Raw genomic sequence first — 19,650 nt, forward strand, 5'->3', positions numbered from 1 at the left:
CATGCTCAGCTGTTTCCGGCGTGGCCTCTTGCTGATCATCACCCACCTCATGACCCACCAGCCACTTCCCGTTGGACGTTTTTATCCTGAACCATGGTCACCGGTGTTAACTACCTACCCTTGAAAGGAGGGGGCTGGGGGGTGAGGGAACGCGATTGTCAATCCAATGTACCAATACAGCTATTGGCTTCTGCCTTTTATGCTCTATGGTCTCTGTTCTTCATCCCTCATGCCTCATCCTTCATCCTTTCATAACTCTGCGCCTCTGCGTTAAAAAATTGATCCACGAAAGGGCTGTTGACTTCTGATTTCTGACTTTATGTTCTATGTTCTATGTTCTATGTTCTATGTTCTATGTTCTATTCCTCGCGAATGCCCCACAATTGCAACTGCCCACGATCGATGCTCACAATCAGGCGTTGGTCGGGCGCAATTAGGGCATTCTGTGAGCTGAACAAGGCTTGACCGTCGCTAACGCGATAAATGATAATGCTTGGCTCGATTTGCAGATCATTGCTCAAGCTCGATTGCACCAGCAATAAGTGGCCGTCGGGGCTAAATTGAATTGCTGGATCGAGTTGGGCATAATTAAGCGCTTGACTACTGCTATGGCATTGGATGCTTTGGCTCACTTGAAGATCAGCGAGATTTACCAGCAGAATGCAATTCTCTGCGGGCGTTTGCGCTTTCATGGCGACCGCCAGCGACTGACCATCAGGGCTAACTGCCAAGCCCAAGGCTGCTTGATTGAGATTCACGCTTTGCAGGGTTGTGCCCGTTGTTAGCTCAAGCACGCTCAGTTGGCCTTGCTCGCTTAACAGTAGCAAGCGATTTTGATTGGGCACGAGCGCCAGATCAACCAAATAGCCAGGATCAAGCGGGCGGCTATAGAGCGGTTGGCCTGCCTGCGCAACATGCAGTTCAAGGCCGCTAATGCTAACAGCTTCAACAACCAATTGCTGATCAGCATCGGTCGCCATGAGCGTATAGCCAACATCATCGATGCCATGCAATTGTTGCTGCCAACCTTGGCTCAGATCGCTTAAATTCCATTGGCTGATACCAAGGTTAATCTGGCTGCTATCGCTGCTAAAATCTGGCTGGGTTAGCGTGCGATAGGATACTGGTTGGGGTATTTCGTAGGCGATGCTGGTTTGTTCGAGGTTGAGAATCCGTAGTCCTTGGGCAAGCGCCAAAAGTTGGCTATTGGGGCTAAATTGTGCTCGATGATAGACGGGAAAACTAAGGGTTTGGCTTTGACCATCGCTCAGCTTAACCAGCGTCAAGGCTTGATCATCGAACAGCAAGACTTGGCTGCTATCGGCGCTAAATCGTAGGTTATAGCTGCTTTTGCCACTATAAATTGGTTGCTGATCGGCGAGCCGAATCAGTGTCACATCGCTATCGCTTGGCATGCCTTCGGCAATCGCAAAGCGCGCCTCAAGCAGGCCATCGGGGCTGATAATGCGCGGGTTGGGCTGATCGTAATTGGTTGGTTGCGTGATCCAGGTATGGATGGTATCGCTGGTTGGCTGCCGATCAATAAATTCGCCAGTTACGGCGTTGTAGCGTTCGATTGACCACGAGCCAGCTAAGGCCGGATCGCTGCTGATTTCAATTAATGCTTCAATTGTGGCATTGTCGGCAGTGACCCGAATCGCGCTCATATCGCTGGCTGTGGCTAGAAAATAGCGTTGTTGTAAGCTTGGCAATTCGTATACCCCAAAGCCTTTCGAGGTTACTACCGCCATAAATTGATTGTTTGGCGCAAAATCGCCGCTTTTGAGCTGGCCCAAACCAATGGTTTGCAATAGCTCAACTTGGGTCAACGAGCTTTCGTTAATTAATTGGCTGCTGCGGGCTGGCAAGCTGACTGGAACCGCCAATAAGCCATGGCTATTCGGATTAATCTGTTGTAGTGATTCAGTTGGCGCTTGCAGCAAGGCGGGCAATTGATTATTGGTTTGAACTTGGGCCATATTTGGCTCAGTTGGTTGGGTTGGCGCGCTGGTGGCGGTTGCAACGCTGGCTTCAGTTGGCTCCGACGTAGCTTGTTCGGTTGGCGCAAGCGTTGGGCTGGCAACTTGGGCAATTGTGGCCGAGGCTTGCGGTACTAAACCTTGCACGCTGGTATTGGCCTCGGTGCTGGTCGCAACTGGCGGCAGGCTGGGGCTTGGTTGGCTTGCAGGTGCACTTTGGCAGGCACTGAGCACGATAATTAAAAGACCGAATCCGATCCGCTGGACTGGATGCTTCAACATAACTCCTCCTTAGATAGATAGGTCTATCATCTAAGAAGGAGCTATTAGGATACATCATACGCTGCTGATAGTTGGCTTATAGCCTGCTGAGACTAATCTGCTTGTTCGCTCAAGAGCCGAACTTCAGCTGGTTTGTTGGCCAGCGCAAACAGTGTATCGCCAGCATACACCACATACAGATACTCGTTATTGCGATAGCTCCAACGGCGTTGGCTCGACAATGGCGCGCCCAATTTGGCTTCGATGGCTTTTTTGATAAAAGGCAATTTGGCATCGAAGGCGCTGTTGATGCGGGTGTACATGGCGCGGCTTATAATTTCGCGCAGTGCTGCATCCACAGCCGATGTATTTTGGACTGCCACAATGGCACTCAGTTGCTTCACGACCGACCAATTGGTTGCGCCACTGGTTGCAATGGGCGTGTAAAGTGTGTCAAGCGAGAAAATTTGGGCAGCGTAGGCCGCTCCATCACTGGCTTGCAAGCGATTGCTATTGCTCAAGGGCACACCAACCGCTTTGCGCGGAATCTGGCTAATAAATTGATAAAAGGCTTGATCTGGTCGATAATCCACGCCCAACGCGCCATAGGTATATTGCATTAATGCATTGTAGACATCTTGGTCGGTCAATTCGTTGGCGCGTAGCACAATATCCCATTGATTGTAGGGGCTAATAATCACATCGCGGCCATAAACCTCGCCTGTGTAGCGAATGCCTTTGACGCTAAAATCCATGCCAACCCGAATTGGCGAGCCGAGCTTGTGTTTGAAGGCATATTGGTGAAAAACCCAATCCGGTCGATATTCGCCTTTGGCCAATTTATATACTTCGTTGCGCAGTTGCGCGCCGAGCGTGTTGGGCCGTGGGCCAGTGCTGGGGCTACTTTCATCCAATAATTTCAAGGTATATTCAACGCTATAACCACGGGGATCATCTTTGTAGCCAGGCGCAACCGTGCTATGGGCGAAAAAATAATCACGGCTAATCGGAATCGTATAGGTATCACGAAAATAGCGAATTAATTCAACTAAGGATTTGGTTTGAGCCGTGGTGATCGGCGTGCCATCGTTTGGACCCTCGACTTCGACCCCAATTGCATGCACATTGATTTCGCCGCCACTATAGCCACGTGCCCAACTGCGCACGCCAGCATGCCATGCAACATAGGCTTTTTCGTTAACATAGTGGTAGGTTTTGCCATCGCGGGCAATCAAATAGTTATAACTTGAGCGAACTTCTGGGCGTAAATTCCATTCCAGCGAGCCATAGCCAGCAGTTTCGTGCAAAACGACAAATTCGGGCTTGAAACTCGTGGTGTTACGCGCGGTTTTGTTGGGGGTTTTGTTGAGATACGAGGTATCAAATTGCATACAAGCTCCTTGCATGATGCTAAACATGGCATCATTACTACCGCCTCTAATATTCTCAATGTTAATGTACTACAAAATGAGCAAGAACATAGAGCATAGAGCATAGAACATAGAGGATTAGGCTATTGGCGATAGGCTTTTGGCTATGATCGTTCGATCAATTCGTGGCGAAAAACTTAACGCAGCAGCGCAGAGAACGAGGGCTATGGGCTATCGGCTATGGGCTTTGGGCTAGCAGAACAATAATCACATCAATCTGTGCCAATCTGTGGCGAAAAAATTTGTGCTTCGTGTCCTTCGTGTGCTTCGTGGATCGCATTCTTAAACGCAGAGGCGCAGAGCAACCGAAGGATGAGGGATGAGGGATGAGGGATGAAGTAAAGTCAAAAGTCAAAAGTCAAAAATCAGAACAGAGAATAGAGAGCAGAGAACATAATCCTAAAAATCTGTGCCAATCTGTGGCGAAAACAAAAGCAGAAGCCCATAGTCTACAGCTTATAGCCCATAGCCTATAGCCTCATCCCCCTTCGTGGTTAAAACATTAAACGAACTTCAACGCCAGCATCGTAATATCATCGTGTTGCTCGGTGTGGTCGGCAAAGCGTTGCACATCGTTGAGCACAGCATCAAGCAAGGCTTGGGCATGAATATCTGCTGGCAGCGAGCGTACCAAATCTTCCAAGCGCTCAAAGCCATACATTTCAGCCTCGCCATTCATGGCCTCGACAATGCCATCAGTAAAGAACAACAGCATATCGCCTTGGTGGCACTGAATCGGGCTATCTTCGTATTGAATCAAGGGCGTAATGCCCAACGGTAGCGATTGACCACGTCCAGTCAAATATTCGGGAAATTCTGGCTGGTTGCGTTGGTTGTGAATTAAAAATGGATAGACTTGGCCTGCATTGGCCCAAACTAGCGTGCGATCAAGCGCATCGATGCGGGCATAGCTGACCGCTGCAAACATGCTGCGCGGAATATTTTGCACCAAACTGGTATTGGTTTGATCAAGAATTGTTGCCGGAGTTGCTTGGGTTCCAGCCAAGGCGCGTAGGGTACTGTAGGTCGCCACCATCACCAGTGCTGCAGGCACACTCTTGCCTGAAACGTCGCCAATCATCAAATCGAGCGTGCTATTGCCTTGCGCGATAACCCCATAGAAATCGCCAGAAGTTTCGCGTTGGGGCAGACAAATTGCGGCAACTTCGAGGCCTGCGACGCTTGGCAAGCGCTTGGGCAATAATGCTTGCTGCACATTGCGCGCAATTTCTAGCTCGCGCTGCAAGCGTTCGTGTTCGCTTTGCTCGGTGTAGAGTTCGGCAATTCGTTGCGACATCAGATTAAACGTCTGGGTCAGCTCGGTCAATTCATCAGCCACCCGTTGATCGTTGGGCAAGGTATGGCCGAGATGGCCATCGGCAAGTTGCAACGCGCCTTGTTTTAAGCGCTGAAGGGGCCGATTGACCACCACCACCGTTGCCAACCAAGCACAAGCAATCGCCACCACGCTGCCACCAATAATCAAGGGCAACAATTGGTTGATCAACGATTGCTGAGTAAGGTCGCGCGCCTCGACCGAAAGCGAAGCCTCGACAATCGCAATCACATACGGCTGGCCTTGAGCATCGTTGACGACAATCGGCGCAACCAAGCCATAGTACGAGCCAAATTCATCGGCGTAGCGCACGGCGTGGCGTTGGCGATCTTCAAAGGCGGCCCAATGCTCAGGCGTATCGTAAAAGAAGGGATAATTGATGCCAGTGTTATCAACATCAACCCAATAGTACAAGCGATGTTCTTTAATATCGCGGCGCAAAATGCCAATAAAGCCCACATTCGCCGCAGTTTGGGCTTGGGCCAATTGCTTTTGCAGGGTTGTATATTCTTCGGTGTATAAATCGGCTGGTGTATTAATTTGGTTCAACAACGCCGGATCAAGTTCGCGGGCAATTAATTCGACCACCCGCGCCAAACGCGTATCCATTTCGCGCTGCCAGCGTTGGTTGGTTTCGCGATAAAAGCTCAGGCCAGCAAAGACCAACGTCGCAATAATAATTAATTGGAGTGGCAATAAAACCTTGATAATCAGCGGAATACGCAATTTCATTGCTCGCTCCCCAATAGTCGTTGTGGATTGCTGCCATCGGCGTTGAAGCGCCAGATCGTGTTGTTGTAGGCATCGGCGGCATAAATCTGATTATTGTGAAACGCCAAGCCAAAAACTTGCCAACGGGCAATCTCGGGGGCAAAAGCAGCGATTGGCTGGCCATCGTGGGTCAAGCGCTGAATCCGTTGGTTGCCCATATCGCCAACATAAATATCGCCAGTTGCTTGATCGAGCGCAATATTCAGCGGGTAGGCAAACTCGCCAAGGTTACTGCCATAGCGGCCAATCACCCGCAAAAATTGCAACGAGATTGTATCGCCATCCTCGTGCAGCGAGAATTCTTGAATGCGGCCATTAAACGAATCGACAACATACACGTGCTTGCGTTCGCGATCAACGACTAAATCGCTGAGGCCGCTAAATTCTTCGTTGCCATTGCCAAACTCGCCAAAAAACTCGGCCAGTTGGCGGCCATCGCGCTGATAAACGACGACGCGATTCGCTTTGTAATTGGCCACCCAAATTCGGTCGGCACTATCAACCGTCACGCCATATGGCTCGTTGGTTGGCTCATCCAGCGCTGGATCATAATCGTTGCCGCCAAACTCGCGGCCAAAACTGCCATCAGGCTCGAAGCTACGCACGCCGTCGTGCACCAACGTCGCTTCATCGTTGTAGATAAAATTGCCAATGTACAGCGTGCCTTGGCTATCGCGCCCAAGATCCCAGCCTGAATGAATGTTGCTTGGACCAACCCCAAAAACGCCAATGCTGGCCGCAATTTGGCCATTGGATTCAAGCTGGGCAATGCGATAATTGCCCCGATCAGTCACATATAATTGCTGATCGTCGACAACCGCAACCCCATTTGGTCGCAGCAAGTGTTGGGGTTGCTGACTACAGCCAGCCAACAACCCCACAAGCAAGAATGAAAGACAACGGCGCATGCGTGCTCCAGCAAGGTTTTATAGCCCAAAACGGCCAAGTTTGAGTACCGCGCCGAGAATGCCGGTTAATCCAGTTAGGCCATAGAGGGCAATAATGGCAATTGTTTGCGGCTCAAGGCGCAAGCTGCTGTTGCGGCTTTGGGTTGGATTGATCTCAATCCGCTGGCCACGCCAGTATTGAACCTGTGAGCTATTGCTAAAGCGCGTTGAGCGTTGGCGATTCTGCCAGATTTGCCAAGCAACCCAGAGCAAAAAGCCACAGCCCACAAAAACCAAGCCTACGCGCGCCAGATTGGGCATCGTCCAAACCTGGTTGCGAATCACAAACAGGCCTACAACTGCCAAGATTGCCGGAATCCAAGAACGATCAAATCTCATAGTTCGCTAGTTTCTTGTAGGTCAAAATACGGCGGAGCGTTGGGATCAAGCTCTTTGCTAAGCGCAGGTTGTGCCAAGCGCCCATACACTTCAGCCAATCCATACAGCGAATGGGCTAAATCGTAGGATAGCTGGTCGGGCTTGATTCGCCATGCCCAGTTACCGCCAGTTACCCCTGGCCGATTCATGCGGGCTTCAGTGCCAAGATCAAGCGCATCTTGCATTGGGATAATCACCGTGTCTGCAACCGAGGCATATAGGGTGCGAATCATCGTCCAAACAATTGCTTCTTCGCCACAATACAAATAGCTGCGAGCGCGATGCTGTTCTTCTGGGCCTGCACTATTGTACCAGCCACGCGACGTATCGTTATCGTGCGAGCCAGTGTAGGCAACGGTATTTTGCACGTAGGTATGCGGCAAGAAGTTCGATTGGAACGCGCCTGAGGTAAAGGCAAATTGCAAAATCCGCATGCCAGGCAAGGCAAATTGGTCGCGTAATTGATAGACATCGGGCGTGATCATGCCCAAATCTTCGGCAATTAACGGCAAGCTGCCAAACGCGTGGGCAATTGCTTGGAAGAAATCAGCGCCTGGGCCACGTCGCCATTCGCCATTGACCGCCGTTTCTTCAGTGCCCGGTACGGCCCAATAGCCAGCAAAGCCACGGAAGTGATCGATGCGCACAATATCGACGGTGCGCAAACTGGCGCTAATCCGTTGTTGCCACCATTGATAACCATCTTGCGCCATCACATCCCAACGATAGAGCGGGTTGCCCCAGCGTTGGCCAGTGGCCGAGAAATAATCTGGTGGAACGCCAGCAATATCAACCGGATTGCCATCGGGGTGTAATAAGAACAGGCTGCGATTGCCCCAAACATCGGCGCTATCGTGAGCCACAAAAATTGGAATATCGCCAACAATCTTGATGTCGCGGTCGTTGGCATAACGCTTCAGATCGTCCCATTGATTGAAGAAGGCCCATTGCAAAAACTTATGAAACTGCACGTCGTCGGCGAGTTTTTGGCTCCATTCAGCCACAGCCTCAGGCTCATGCAAGGCAATCGCGCTATCCCAGGTTGTCCACGAAGCGCCAGCATGAGCAGCTTTGCAGGCCATGAATAAGGCATAATCGTCAAGCCAGGCTTGTTCAGCAGCACAAAAATCGTTGAATCCACGATCTTCTGCTTGGGCCTTGAAATTTTCAAAAGCCGTGCGCAGTAGCTGCAATTTGGCTGGAATCACCGCGCCAAAATCGACGCTTTCGCTGGGCAAATTGGTTAATTGGGCCAAATCCCATTCGGCTAGCAAGTTGATGCGCGCCAAATAATCGGGGCTAATCAACATATGGTTGCCAGCAAAGGCCGAAAAACATTGATACGGCGAATCGCCATAGCCCGTTGGCCCAAGCGGCAAAATTTGCCAGAGCCGTGCGCCAGCGGCTTGCAGCCAATCAACAAATTGATAGGCTTCGCTGCCAAGGTCGCCAATTCCATAACGACCATGCAACGACGTGGGATGCAGAAGAATCCCTGCAGCTCGTTCGAATGTCATCGAACTACCTCCAACTATCGGTGAGTATCAAGCAAGTTCTAAAATATGTCCTTGGTATGATAGCATAGAGAAGGATGAGGGAAGGATGAAGGCTGTCAAAAGGCAGAAGGCAAAAGGCAAAAAATGCTGATGGCTATTGGCTATGGTATATCACGTTAACCACATTTTGATCCCCTCACCCCCAGCCCCTCTCCCGCCCGCGAGGCGAGGGGGAACCACACCATCAATGCGCCCCTCGCCCGCGTGCAGTGGGAGAGGGGCTGGGGGTGAGGGCATGCTCCTCATTAATAATCCTAAACCCAATAGCCAATAGCCCAACGCCAATAGCCCAACGCCAATAGCCCAACGCCCCTACAACAAACCGAACTCGCGGGCCAATGCTTGGTCGAATTGAGCCTCGCCAAAGGCTGGTACATACAAGGTTGCATAGGCCGAAACCTGCTGCTCTGCCAAATCGTTAAGCTTCACATGGCGAATTGTTGGCTCTTCGATTGGCAAAATCGCTGCTTGATAGATTGTTACTTCGTGCTGTTCAGGATAGAAGCTTTGTAAATGAGCCACCAAGCGGGCTAGCCCAGCTCGTGGATCAAGCCCTGCATGCACAACCTTGAAATAGCCAATTACTCCAATTTGCCATAAAACCAACGGTGTCGTTGGATCAAAACGCCGTGGCCGCAGCAAAAAATCGCTGGCCTCGTAGCTTTGATAGCCATGCAAGCCGGGATCGATCGCCAAATCAGCAAATAGACAGGCCTCGGCGGAAATGCCTGGTAGCAGATTAACCCGCACTCCTTCACGCTGTCCGCGCTGTACTAAATCGCTGGTTGGAGTCACAAACACGCTTGGATGGCCATAAAACGCGACACACACGCGCTTTCCTGCAGCAACCGCTGCCCAAATATGCGCGACCATAGCTTGATAAACTTGTTCGCGCTGCTGATCTGCTTGGTAAAAATGGGCCAACGATTCAGCATGCGGATTCAGTTTGTGAATCCATTCATCGGCCAGCGGGTGCATGACCAAATAAAAGGTCTGATCGGCTTTGCTAATCCATGCGTGAGCCTCATTGGTTAAATGGGCGATCATCGTGATGCCAGTGCCGACCAGCGTCAATGAGCCTTGTTTGCTTGTATTTGGCATCTTATTGCGGCTGCTCGTCAAAGCCAATTTCAAATAATGGTGGCTGATCATCTTTTTGGCGATGATAGACAAAATTGGTTAATTGAGTGTGCACCGGACGGGTTCGACCAACCAAAATATAATTATTGGCTGGAATGGTTAATTGAATTGGAATATTGGCACAATTGTAGCTTGGATTTTCGAGTTGCTCTTTGCTGCGAATATAGAAAACTTGTGGAATGTCATCAGGATCATTGGGGTCGACATAACAAACATGTAAATCAAAATAGGGATTTCCGCTAGGATCTTCGATCATATAGCTATGATTGAGCAGCCAGCAGGTAACCGTATAATCTTGGCTTTTATCGAGAGCTTCAATAAAGACATTCATATACGATGAAACGGTAACATCGATATTGGTATAGGTCCGGGTTTCTGGCGCGATTTGGCCAAGACTACGCAAGGTCATCACAGTCGTAATTTCTTGCACCGGATCTTGTTTGGGTAAGGTTTGACCGAGGCCTGCTTGCTGTAAAAACGCTTGAGGATCGTGCTTGAATGAGGCAAGGCGGCTGGGATCATCGACGAGGGTTTGGACGAAATCGACCATATCCATGAATCTGTTCCTCCTATCTAAACCGCAAGTTTTTGGCTTTGCTCAATGTCGGTTAAGCAAAGCGCGATGTAGCCTTCAATTCCTGACAGTTCGGCTGTGATGTGGCTGTTGTGACTGACAGCATGATGCTGTAGCTGTAAACGATTAAGCAAGTTTTTGGTTTCGGCGCTACAGGCTGGATGCTGCAATAAGCTGTGCCAAAGTTCGAGCCAATGGCTTGGCTGGCCTGCGCAAACCTCCTGCCAAAGCTGAAGCACTGTCGCATAACATTCTAATAACAAGGGAATTTCTTGGCGTTGTTGGGCGATTGCAATGGCGCGGGCCAACCACGGCTGAACGTGCTGCAACTGGCGTTGAGCCAATTCAAGTTGGGCGATGTGCAAGGCAGCCCGCCCAATCATGGCCTCAACGCCTAACTCTTGGAAGATTGCAAACGCTTTGTGCAAATAGCCAGCGCTTTGCTGATATTCCTCGCGGCGTAGCGACAACATGCCCATTTGATCGCGAATTAATGCTTCGCCAAGCGGCGTTTTGAGTTGATAGGCCAAATCGAGGCTGGCTGCAAAATAGTGTTCTGCCTGATCATACTTGGCTTGGGCCAAGGCCACAACCCCTAAAAACCGCTGGCTATGGCATAACCCCCAGCCATGCTTTTGGGTTTGATACTGTTCGCTACAGGTCAAAAAGGCTTGTTCGGCGGCGAGCCAATTGCCTTGCGCCAAGCGTACTGCGCCAATCGATAACCATGTATCGCTCATTTTAAGCTGGTCGTTGATTGCTTCTGCTTGGGCTAAACAGCGTTGCAATAAATCTAAGGCGCGGGTGTATTCGCCGCGTCGCTGGGTAATTACGCCGAGTTGCTTGTAAATAAATAATAATTCGTTGGCATTTTGCAGCTGCATTCGTTCAAGCAGATCGATACATTGTTGCAATAATTGCTCAGAGCGGGCTAATTCACCTAGAATATACTGAAATTCAGCATAGCAAGCAACAATTCGGACGATAATTAATCCTATTGCCTGATTATGCAATGCTTGCTCAGATATATTTTCTATTAATGCAGCAGCTGGCTCAAAAAGCTGTTTGCCTTCAATTTCGCGATTGCGAATCGCAAAAAAATCATGCAACGCAATACAATAAGCGCCAAGAATCTGAATTTGCTTGGTTTGGACTGCCCACAGCCAACCAGCGCGCAGATTATCCAGTTCTTGCTCTAACACAAACAAGGCTTGTTGGCTGGCATTGCCATGAATCAACGGCTCTTGCTGCTGGCTCAATTGGCCAAAATAGCTGGCATGACGTTGATAGAGGCTGTGTTGGTCGAGTATGGTTTGTTGGAGCTTGGATTGGGCAAATTGATGCAGCAACGGGTGCAACGCATAGCGAGTTTGCTGCTGCTGTACCTCAAGCATTAACAGCGATTTGGCATGGAAATTGGCCAAAACTGGCAGATCGACTGCTGCAATCGCTGCGGCTGCTTGAGCATCGAAGCTGCTGGGAAACACCGCCAAGCGGGCTAAACAGGCCTGTTCATGCTGATCAAGCAATTGCCACGAATAATCAAAGACTGCTTGAATACTGCGGTGGCGGGTTGGAATATCAACCACATCGCTATGAAAAAGCTGCATATCTTGGCTCAATGCCTGCACAATTTCGTTGCCACTGCGAATCGTCATCCATGGGGCGATTAATTCGATTGCTAGCGGCAAGCCATGCACCATTTGGCAAATTTGGCCAATTGCTTGGCGCTCGGCGGGCGCATAATCGGCTAAATTGGCCGATTTACCTTGGCGTTGCAAGCAATTCATAAACAGATCAAGCGCCGCAAAATGCTGGAATTGTTCAGCGAGCAAGGGCGAATACGCTGCATCAAGCTCGATCTCGGGATAGGCCAAGCCCGCTAATTCCAACACATATTCGTTTTGCAACCGCATGCGCTCGCGCGAACCGACGATCAAGCGCAATTGGGGAATTTGCTGAAGCAGGCTACTCAAGGCCAAGCGCGCGCTAGTGGCCAGCAATTCGCCATTATCGATGATGATTAGCAATTCTTGGTTTTGGATTTGGCGAATGATATGCTCAACGAAATCGCTATTGCGTGGCGGTGCGAGGCTGAGCGTTTGGATCAACGTCAAGAGCACAGGTTCGGCTTCTAAAAGTTGGGGCTGTTGGTCTGGGCTGACCAACGAACAATAAAAAACGCCATTGCTCGATGGCCCGATATATTCATTGACCACCTTCCAGCCAAAGGTCAGGGCTAGCTGAGTTTTGCCACTGCCACCAGCGCCCATAATCGTCAGAAGTTGATGCTGTTCGGCGGCAAGCCAATGCGTTAGGCGCTCTAGCTCGGTTTGGCGGCCATACAACAGCGGAGTTGCGCGAATCAGGCGCTGTGGGCGTTGGGCAGGCGTGGCCAAAATTTGGCGTTGCAAGGCTTGGCTAGCTGGCTCGGGTGTTAATCCATATTCGCGCTCTAGCACTTGTTCGAGCAAGCGATATTGACGTAATGCTGTATGGCGCTGGCCGGTGCGCATCAACAACACCATCAACTGACGTTGCGCAACCTCATCGCACTCATCGAGCGTGACCAAGCGTTGGAGCCATCGAATGGCCTCGTTGTAGTTGCTGACTAGGCTATAGCGTTCGATGAGGCGGCGCAGTGCAACGAAGGTTTGTTGTCGCCAATATTCTGCTTGCTGAAGCTGCCAAGTGCCAAAGCCCTCTGCATCGCGCAAATAAAAACCGTTTAAGAAATCGCCCTGATAGTGCTCGATTGCGCTGGCCAAATCCTCAGTTGTGCTGGTTGGGTTTGCATAAATTTTGGCGCAATAGTGCAGGTCAAGCCAATAATTTGCTTGCGGCTGCAAGCCAATCGTATGCCGCGTTACCTCAATAAATGGATTGAGTGCTTTGCGTAATTGATTGAGCGTTAGGCGCAGATTGCCAGCAGTGCGCTCCGCCGATAAATCATCCCACAGCAATTGGGCCAATACTTCGCGTTCGTGGGGATAGGGATTGACCACAAGGTAAGTTAGGAGCGCTTCGACTTTGCGGGTTGCCAGATCGCTAATCCGTTGATCGTCGATAAAGATCCGCAAACCACCAAAAACGTGAATCCGTAAACTTGGCACCGATTGAGCCGAATCATCAGGCTGAGGCGTGACATTCACGGAGCTACATCTCCCATAAAACGATTTTGAAACGCTGGGTTGCTATGCTTTGAATTGTAGCAGACCTGCTAACGGATATTCAATAGCTAGTGAAGGATGCGCTATGAACAGCGAAGTTCGCAATCAAAACCAACCCAGCGAAGCAGTAGCCATACAACTCGTCGAACAAATTTGTCGCGGCGAACAGGCTGCAATTTGGGAGTTGTATAGTTTGTATCAAGCTGAACTTTCGCATCAATGTTTGGTTTGGATGCATGGCAATGCCCACGATGCAGATGAAGCATTGAGCCGTTTGGTGCTCAAAGTGTGGGAATCGTTGCCGCGCCATGCCCATAAAATTACCAATGCCAAGGCTTGGCTGATGCGCATGGCCTATAATCTGTGTATTGATATTCATCGCCAGCAGCAACGCGAACTCAAGCGCTTGCAACCGCTCGATAGCCTGTTGGCCAATGATGAAAGTATGCCACAGAGCGCCACGCCCTCGCCAGAAACTGCCTTACTCAAACGCGAAGTCTACGAAACGATCAATCAAGCGTTGCAAGCATTGTCGCCGCGCCTCAACAGCACATTTTCATTGTGGTTCTACAACGATATGTCGTGCGATGCGATTGCTCAACACCAAGGAATTTCATTGGCCAATGTCTATAAGCGCTTGCAGCAAGCCCGCGATATGCTCCAACCCCAATTACGCCCAACCACGGTCGAAGGATGAAGGATGAGGGATGAGGGATGAGGGATGAGGGATGAGGGATGAAATTTAACCGCGAAGAACGCGAAGGACGCAAAGTTTTGTAGGAATCAAGCTTCGTGTCCTTCGTGCTCTTCGTGGTTTCGTTAACCCTACGCGCTGGCCTCAACCTCGACGACGATGCCATTTAATGCAGCGTTGCCACTGATGGGATCGATCGCTTGGTCATCGGTTAGGTCGTTGATGCTGCTGCCAGGGTGGGCTTGAGCGATCTGCAATTTCGTATCGGGGTAGCGGTGGCCCCAACCATGCGGCAAACTGACCACACCAGGCATCATGGCTTGATTAATTTCTAAGCCTGCTTCAATGCTGCCAACGTGTGAGGTGATCTTAACCGTTTGGCCATGCTGCAAGTGGCGTTGTTCTGCATCGTCTGGGTGCATTTGCAAGGTACAACGATCATCGCCCTTGACCAAGCGTTGACTATTGTGCATCCATGAATTGTTGCTGCGCAGTTGCCGCCGACTGATCAAGCGCAGTTGCTTGCTTGGCGCTTGCTGCAACAACTCAGCCAGCCGTTCCAAATCATTGGCAATCACTGGCGGAATGAGCTGAATCTGTTTATCGTCGGTAAATAAGCGCTCTGGGAGCCGTGGTTGCAATGGCCCAAGGTCGATGCCATGCGGGTGCTGGGCCAACTCGCTAAGCTGAATCGCATATGGCCCTGAGCGCAATCCACGCTCAAGCATCGCTTTTGGTGGAAAGATGCGGCTCTCTTTTTCGCTCATGCGTTGGGTCAATTCGCCAAAAATTTGCCAATCGTGGCGCGCATGCTCATCGATTTCAAAAAGGGCGGGGCTGTATTTGGCGGTGTTGCGAATTGCCAAATTATGAAACATCACATCATAATGATCGTGTTCCAATGGCGAGCTTGGCGGCAAAATTAAGTGCGCATGGCGCGTCGTTTCATTCAAATAAAAATCAATCGATAGCATAAACTCAAGCCCAGCCAAGGCCCGATCAAGTTGCTTACCGTTAGGCGTTGAAAGCACTGGATTGCCCGCCGAGGTGATTAAGCCGCGAATTTGGCCTTCGCCCGGGGTCAACATTTCTTCGGCCATTGCCGCCGAGGGCAATTCGCCAGCAAATTCTGGCAAGTTGCGCACGCGGGTATGCCAGCGGCCAACGTTGCCTTTGCTGCCAAGCGGCAAGGTATCGAAGGCAGGCGTGGTAAACATCGAGCCGCCCTCGCGATCCAAGTTGCCAGTGATGATGTTGAGTAGCTGAATCAACCATTGGCTCAGCGTGCCAAACTGCTGCACCGAAACCCCAATTCGGCCATAGCAGACGGCGCTGCTGGCGTGGGCAAAATCATGGGCCAGTTGCACAATTGTGCTCGCGGCGACTCCTGAAACGGCAGCGACGGCATCAGGGCTAAAGCGTTCGAATAATGGTTCCAGTTCATCAAGGCCATGGGCAAAACCAGCTAAGCGCGCAGGATTAGCCCAACCTTCTTTGAGAATCGTGTGAATCAGCGCTGCCAAAACTAAGCCATCGCTGCCGGGCTGAATAAAATAATGTTGATCGGCCAGTTGGGCAGTTTCAGTTTGACGTGGATCAAAGACGACAATTTGGCCGCCGCGCTGCTGAATCGCCTTCAAACGGCGTTTGATGTCGGGAGCGCTCATAATGCTGCCATTCGAAACCGCCGGATTCGCCCCGAACATTAATAAAAACTGGGTTCGATCGAGATCAGGAATGGGCAGCATCAGTTGATGGCCGTACATGTGATAAACCACCAATTGATGGGGCAATTGATCAACTGAGCTAGCCGAAAAGCGATGTTTGGTGCGCAGACTGCGTACAAATGCCCCAGCGCCCAAGGCTGTACCAAGATTGTGCACCGAAGGATTGCCCTGATAAATCGCGATGCTATCGGGGCCATAACGTGCTTGCAGTTGCTTTAATTGGCTGGCTGCATAATCAAAGGCTTCGTTCCAACCGATTGCATGCCAACCATCGGCCCGACGTTGCAACGGCTGGCGCAAGCGATCAGGGTCGTGGTGAATATCGCCGAGCGCACTGCCTTTGGGGCAGATATGGCCGCGACTGAGCGGATCAGCCTGATCGCCGCGAATCTGCTTAACTGCGCCATCGGCCACCGTAATCGCCAAGCCACACATCGCCTCGCAGAGTGGGCAGGTTCGATAATGGATCTGTTCAGTCATCGCTACGCCTCCTTGCGTCACACAATTAATGCCATTATCGCATAGCAAAATCAGTCGTGCGAGGGATGAGCCATGGCCAAAATTATGCTACAGTATCAGCAAAGAGCAACCACAGCGCATCCTTGGTGAAAGGCGGAACCCAAATGATCAAGTTATGGTAAAAGAATAATGTTATCGTTTTTGCAGTTAATTACGCTGTGGGCAGGAAAATTTTAAGGAGTTGTATGAGTAATACCGTACGCGAAAAAATGCATGTTACCGCCAAACCCAAGGAACGCGCCCTCTTAGTTGGAGGCGATGTTTATAATAACCGCGAAGCCTGGCACATCGACGATTCACTCGATGAATTGGCCTTGCTGGCCGATACCGCAGGCCTCGATGTGGTCGGCACGGTTTCGCAAAAGCTTGATCATCCTAATCCCAAAACCTATATCGGGCCAGGCAAAGTGCGCGAAGTTGCTGATTTGCGTTCGGAAACGCCCTATGATGTGGTGATTTTCGACGAGGAGCTTTCGCCGTCGCAAGCCCGTAATCTTGAAGAAGCAATCAAGGTAAAGGTCATCGATCGCACGACCTTGATTTTGGATATTTTTGCTCAACATGCGCGCACCCGCGAAGGCAGTTTGCAGGTTGAGCTTGCTCAATATGATTATTTGCTGCCCCGTTTGCGCCGCGCTTGGACGCACCTTGAGCGCCAATCTGGCGGCGGTGGCGGCGGTTCGGGGGTCGGGGTTGGTTTGCGTGGGCCTGGTGAAACTCAGCTCGAAAGTGACCAACGGATTATTGGCAAACGCATTGCGCTGTTAAAAGAGCAATTAGCCGATGTGCATCGTCACCGCGAGCTGTATCGCCAAAATCGCCAAGAATCGGGCTTGCCCATCATTTCAGTCGTTGGCTATACCAACGCTGGCAAATCGACCTTGCTCAATCGCTTGGCCCAAGCAGATGTCTTGGCCGCTGATATGTTGTTTGCCACGCTCGATCCAACCACACGCAAGGTTGCCTTGCCTGGTGGCCGCGCTGTCTTGATGACCGATACCGTCGGTTTTATTCAACGCTTGCCAACCGCCTTGGTCGCGGCGTTTCGCGCCACCTTGGAAGAAATCGCCGAAGCCGATGTGTTGTTGCACGTTTTGGATTTGACGCATGCCAATGTTGAAGAACAATTCAAAACCGTAATCGATACGCTCAGCGAGCTAAAAGTCCAAGACAAGCCAATTCTGACGGTGTTCAACAAAATCGACAAAATCGATGTGCCAAGCGACACTGAAATTGTGCGCATGATCACCGAGTTGGGCTTGCCAATCGACCGTTGGGTCGCGATTTCGGCTCAACAAAACATCGGCATTGATCGCTTGCAAGCGGCAATTGAGCAAATGCTGATGGAGCGCATGGTCAAATTCGAGGTCATGATTCCCTACAAAGCCAACGAGCTTGTGGCGCTTTGGCACGAACGCGGCATGATCGAAAGTGAAGAATTTGGCGAAGAAGGCACGACGCTCAAGGGTGCAGTGCCACGCCAATTTGCCCATCGCTACGAGCAATATCGCCTGAAATAATTTCATTTTGCCCAGAGCTGCGTTTGATTGCTGGTCGATCGAACGCAGCTTTTTGATTCGCGCACGAAGGCTATAGGCTAGGGGCTTTGGGCTATTGGTTTTAGGCCTTCATCCTTTATTTTAGCCACAGATTGCACAGATTACCCAGTATTGAGGCTATGGGCTATTGGTTTTTGCCTTTTGCCTTCTGATTTCATCCCTCATCCTTCATCCTTTTGCAACTCCGCGCCTCTGCGTTAATAGTTTAGCCACGAATTGCACGAATACGTATTTTTAGCCACAGATTACACAGATTTGTATGATGATGTTCTTCATAGTCCAAAGCCCATCGCCTGATCCCCAGCCCCTGATCCCTGACCCCTAGTCCATTGATTTTTGCCTTTTGACTTTTGCCTTCTGATTTCATCCCTCAACCAAGATAGCGCGTTTAGCGGGGGCTAGGATGTGAGGGCATGAATATTAATGTTGTGGATCAATTATGGCTGCGGCTGTGAATCAATTTCGATCCAGCCAAGGCCATTTTGAGGAGCTTGCAGCGCCAAAACTTGATAGCGTTGATTATTGATCAGCAAGCTATCGCCGACTTTGAGTGCCTGTTCAACGCCAGGTGTATCACGATCTGGGCGAATCTCGACCATCATCATCTCGCTCGTGCGATCGTAACTTTCGATGCGCACCCAATGTTGGGCAAATTGGACATGCGGCACACCATAGGGCAAGATCAGGCTATCGGGCTTGGTTTGTGGGTATTCAACTGGTGCAGGGTTACTAATGGGAGTAGGAGTGCTGTTCATACCACATGCTCCTAATATGATTAAGATGCTTACAAGCATCCATAGTTGATACATATTCCGCATGAGCTTTAGTCCTTTTCGTTAATCGAAACTTGCTCATAATTGGCTTTAAATTCATCGAAGGTAACTGTTGGGTGATCGTAGCCCCAAGGATTGTATAAGGTAACGGTTTTATTAGTTGGATCAATGCTTTTAACCACATAAGCATGGTCGGCGTGGACACCTGCTGGTTTATTGGTTAGCGAATCGGGAGTTCCTGCGGTAATCGCATCGCCATTATCCAAGCGACTTTTTAGATCAGCAAAATCAACATCTTCGACATCAATATGTGATGAATCGTTACCAGTGAGAATTGCCATAAACTCGCCAGCATTGCCACTGGCAATATTGGCAGTCATACAGCCTACTCCTGTGGTGAGAGGGATTAAACGATCGAGATTGAATGAGGATTAAGCGGGAGGAAGGTGAAAGTTTCTCTATCAATCACCGCGACTATAGCATTTTGCAATTGGGGTTGTCAATAGATTTGGCTAAGCAACGAAGCGCACAAAGGAGCCGAAACCACGAAGAGCACGAAGAAACACGAAGGACGAAACCACAAAGAACGCGAAGATCGCGAAGGATGAGTTTTTAGCCACAGATTGGCACAGATTATTTTGATTATTTGCCTACTCACCCAAAGCCCAAAGCCAATAGCCTATAGCATCATACTCTCTGCGCCGCTACGTTAAATTTTGGCTCCTCATTTTTTGACTTCTGACTTTTGATTTTTGCCTTCATCCCTCATCCCTCATCCTTCGGTTGCTCTGCGCCTCTGCGTTAAAAGTCCGATCCCCAGCCCCCGACCCCTGATC

Annotated in this window: 14 protein-coding genes; 2 read left to right on the forward strand and 12 right to left on the reverse strand. The window is 50.2% G+C overall.

The genetic code is table 11. The features are described from left to right. Positions 1–359: 359 nt before the first annotated feature. From C5S61_RS24175 to C5S61_RS24215, 9 genes are all read right to left on the reverse strand, one after another. A complete protein-coding gene (locus tag C5S61_RS24175) occupies positions 360–2,261 on the reverse strand; it encodes a WD40 repeat domain-containing protein (protein ID WP_110519749.1) in 1,902 nt (633 codons plus the stop codon). A gap of 92 nt (positions 2,262–2,353) precedes the next feature. Next, positions 2,354–3,631 carry an N-acetylmuramoyl-L-alanine amidase gene (locus C5S61_RS24180; protein ID WP_164689760.1) on the reverse strand — a complete coding sequence of 426 codons (1,278 nt, stop codon included), beginning with the start codon at positions 3,629–3,631 and terminating at the stop codon, positions 2,354–2,356. A gap of 541 nt (positions 3,632–4,172) precedes the next feature. Next, a complete protein-coding gene (locus C5S61_RS24185) occupies positions 4,173–5,738 on the reverse strand; it encodes a PP2C family protein-serine/threonine phosphatase (RefSeq protein ID WP_110519753.1) in 1,566 nt (521 codons plus the stop codon). Next, a complete protein-coding gene (locus C5S61_RS24190) occupies positions 5,735–6,685 on the reverse strand; it encodes an NHL repeat-containing protein (RefSeq protein ID WP_110519755.1) in 951 nt (316 codons plus the stop codon). Before C5S61_RS24190 ends, C5S61_RS24185 begins: the two co-directional genes overlap by 4 nt. An 18-nt stretch (positions 6,686–6,703) precedes the next feature. Further along, complete coding sequence (locus C5S61_RS24195) at positions 6,704–7,063, reverse strand: hypothetical protein (RefSeq protein WP_110519757.1); 360 nt, start codon at positions 7,061–7,063, stop codon at positions 6,704–6,706. Next, entirely contained in the window at positions 7,060–8,619 is a 1,560-nt protein-coding gene (gene malQ / locus C5S61_RS24200) for a 4-alpha-glucanotransferase (RefSeq protein ID WP_110519759.1), read from the reverse strand. The genes C5S61_RS24195 and malQ overlap by 4 nt, the downstream gene beginning before the upstream one ends. Before the next feature lie 351 nt (positions 8,620–8,970). After that, positions 8,971–9,759, reverse strand: a complete 789-nt coding sequence (locus C5S61_RS24205; RefSeq protein ID WP_164689761.1) for an SAM-dependent methyltransferase — start codon at positions 9,757–9,759, stop codon at positions 8,971–8,973. Position 9,760: 1 nt separating this feature from the next. After that, on the reverse strand, positions 9,761–10,354 hold the full coding sequence (locus C5S61_RS24210) for a hypothetical protein (RefSeq protein ID WP_110519763.1): 594 nt from the start codon (positions 10,352–10,354) through the stop codon (positions 9,761–9,763). 17 nt (positions 10,355–10,371) lie between these two features. Next, positions 10,372–13,524 carry an AfsR/SARP family transcriptional regulator gene (locus tag C5S61_RS24215; protein WP_110519765.1) on the reverse strand — a complete coding sequence of 1,051 codons (3,153 nt, stop codon included), beginning with the start codon at positions 13,522–13,524 and terminating at the stop codon, positions 10,372–10,374. 103 nt (positions 13,525–13,627) lie between these two features. Here C5S61_RS24215 and C5S61_RS24220 point away from each other — a divergent pair, with 103 nt between their 5' ends. Then, positions 13,628–14,239, forward strand: coding sequence for an RNA polymerase sigma factor (locus C5S61_RS24220; RefSeq protein WP_110519767.1), 612 nt, complete (start codon positions 13,628–13,630; stop codon positions 14,237–14,239). A gap of 128 nt (positions 14,240–14,367) precedes the next feature. Here C5S61_RS24220 and C5S61_RS24225 read toward each other — a convergent pair whose 3' ends face one another. Continuing rightward, on the reverse strand, positions 14,368–16,443 hold the full coding sequence (locus C5S61_RS24225) for a molybdopterin oxidoreductase family protein (protein ID WP_110519769.1): 2,076 nt from the start codon (positions 16,441–16,443) through the stop codon (positions 14,368–14,370). Positions 16,444–16,667: 224 nt separating this feature from the next. Here C5S61_RS24225 and hflX point away from each other — a divergent pair, with 224 nt between their 5' ends. Next, positions 16,668–18,002 (forward strand): GTPase HflX, encoded by a 1,335-nt coding sequence (gene hflX / locus C5S61_RS24230; RefSeq protein WP_110519771.1) that lies wholly within the window; start codon positions 16,668–16,670, stop codon positions 18,000–18,002. A 476-nt stretch (positions 18,003–18,478) separates the two neighbouring features. On the opposite strand, the gene C5S61_RS24235 is transcribed toward hflX, so the two are convergent. Both C5S61_RS24235 and C5S61_RS24240 read right to left on the reverse strand, forming a co-directional pair. Then, positions 18,479–18,796: a hypothetical protein gene (locus C5S61_RS24235; protein WP_110519773.1), complete on the reverse strand. Its 318-nt coding sequence runs from the start codon at positions 18,794–18,796 to the stop codon at positions 18,479–18,481. A 68-nt stretch (positions 18,797–18,864) separates the two neighbouring features. Further along, positions 18,865–19,194: a C39 family peptidase gene (locus C5S61_RS24240; protein WP_205701475.1), complete on the reverse strand. Its 330-nt coding sequence runs from the start codon at positions 19,192–19,194 to the stop codon at positions 18,865–18,867. Positions 19,195–19,650 lie beyond the last annotated feature (456 nt).

The organism is Herpetosiphon llansteffanensis, assembly GCF_003205875.1.
GTDB lineage: Bacteria > Chloroflexota > Chloroflexia > Chloroflexales > Herpetosiphonaceae > Herpetosiphon > Herpetosiphon llansteffanensis.

Coding starts and splice junctions, on each gene's coding strand:
- C5S61_RS24175 (WP_110519749.1), bottom strand. CDS start 2,261: ATGTTGAAGCATCCAGTCCAGCGGATCGGATTCGGTCTTTTAATTATC.
- C5S61_RS24180 (WP_164689760.1), bottom strand. CDS start 3,631: ATGCAATTTGATACCTCGTATCTCAACAAAACCCCCAACAAAACCGCG.
- C5S61_RS24185 (WP_110519753.1), bottom strand. CDS start 5,738: ATGAAATTGCGTATTCCGCTGATTATCAAGGTTTTATTGCCACTCCAA.
- C5S61_RS24190 (WP_110519755.1), bottom strand. CDS start 6,685: ATGCGCCGTTGTCTTTCATTCTTGCTTGTGGGGTTGTTGGCTGGCTGT.
- C5S61_RS24195 (WP_110519757.1), bottom strand. CDS start 7,063: ATGAGATTTGATCGTTCTTGGATTCCGGCAATCTTGGCAGTTGTAGGC.
- malQ (WP_110519759.1), bottom strand. CDS start 8,619: ATGACATTCGAACGAGCTGCAGGGATTCTTCTGCATCCCACGTCGTTG.
- C5S61_RS24205 (WP_164689761.1), bottom strand. CDS start 9,759: ATGCCAAATACAAGCAAACAAGGCTCATTGACGCTGGTCGGCACTGGC.
- C5S61_RS24210 (WP_110519763.1), bottom strand. CDS start 10,354: ATGGATATGGTCGATTTCGTCCAAACCCTCGTCGATGATCCCAGCCGC.
- C5S61_RS24220 (WP_110519767.1), top strand. CDS start 13,628: ATGAACAGCGAAGTTCGCAATCAAAACCAACCCAGCGAAGCAGTAGCC.
- C5S61_RS24225 (WP_110519769.1), bottom strand. CDS start 16,443: ATGACTGAACAGATCCATTATCGAACCTGCCCACTCTGCGAGGCGATG.
- hflX (WP_110519771.1), top strand. CDS start 16,668: ATGAGTAATACCGTACGCGAAAAAATGCATGTTACCGCCAAACCCAAG.
- C5S61_RS24235 (WP_110519773.1), bottom strand. CDS start 18,796: ATGAACAGCACTCCTACTCCCATTAGTAACCCTGCACCAGTTGAATAC.
- C5S61_RS24240 (WP_205701475.1), bottom strand. CDS start 19,194: ATGACTGCCAATATTGCCAGTGGCAATGCTGGCGAGTTTATGGCAATT.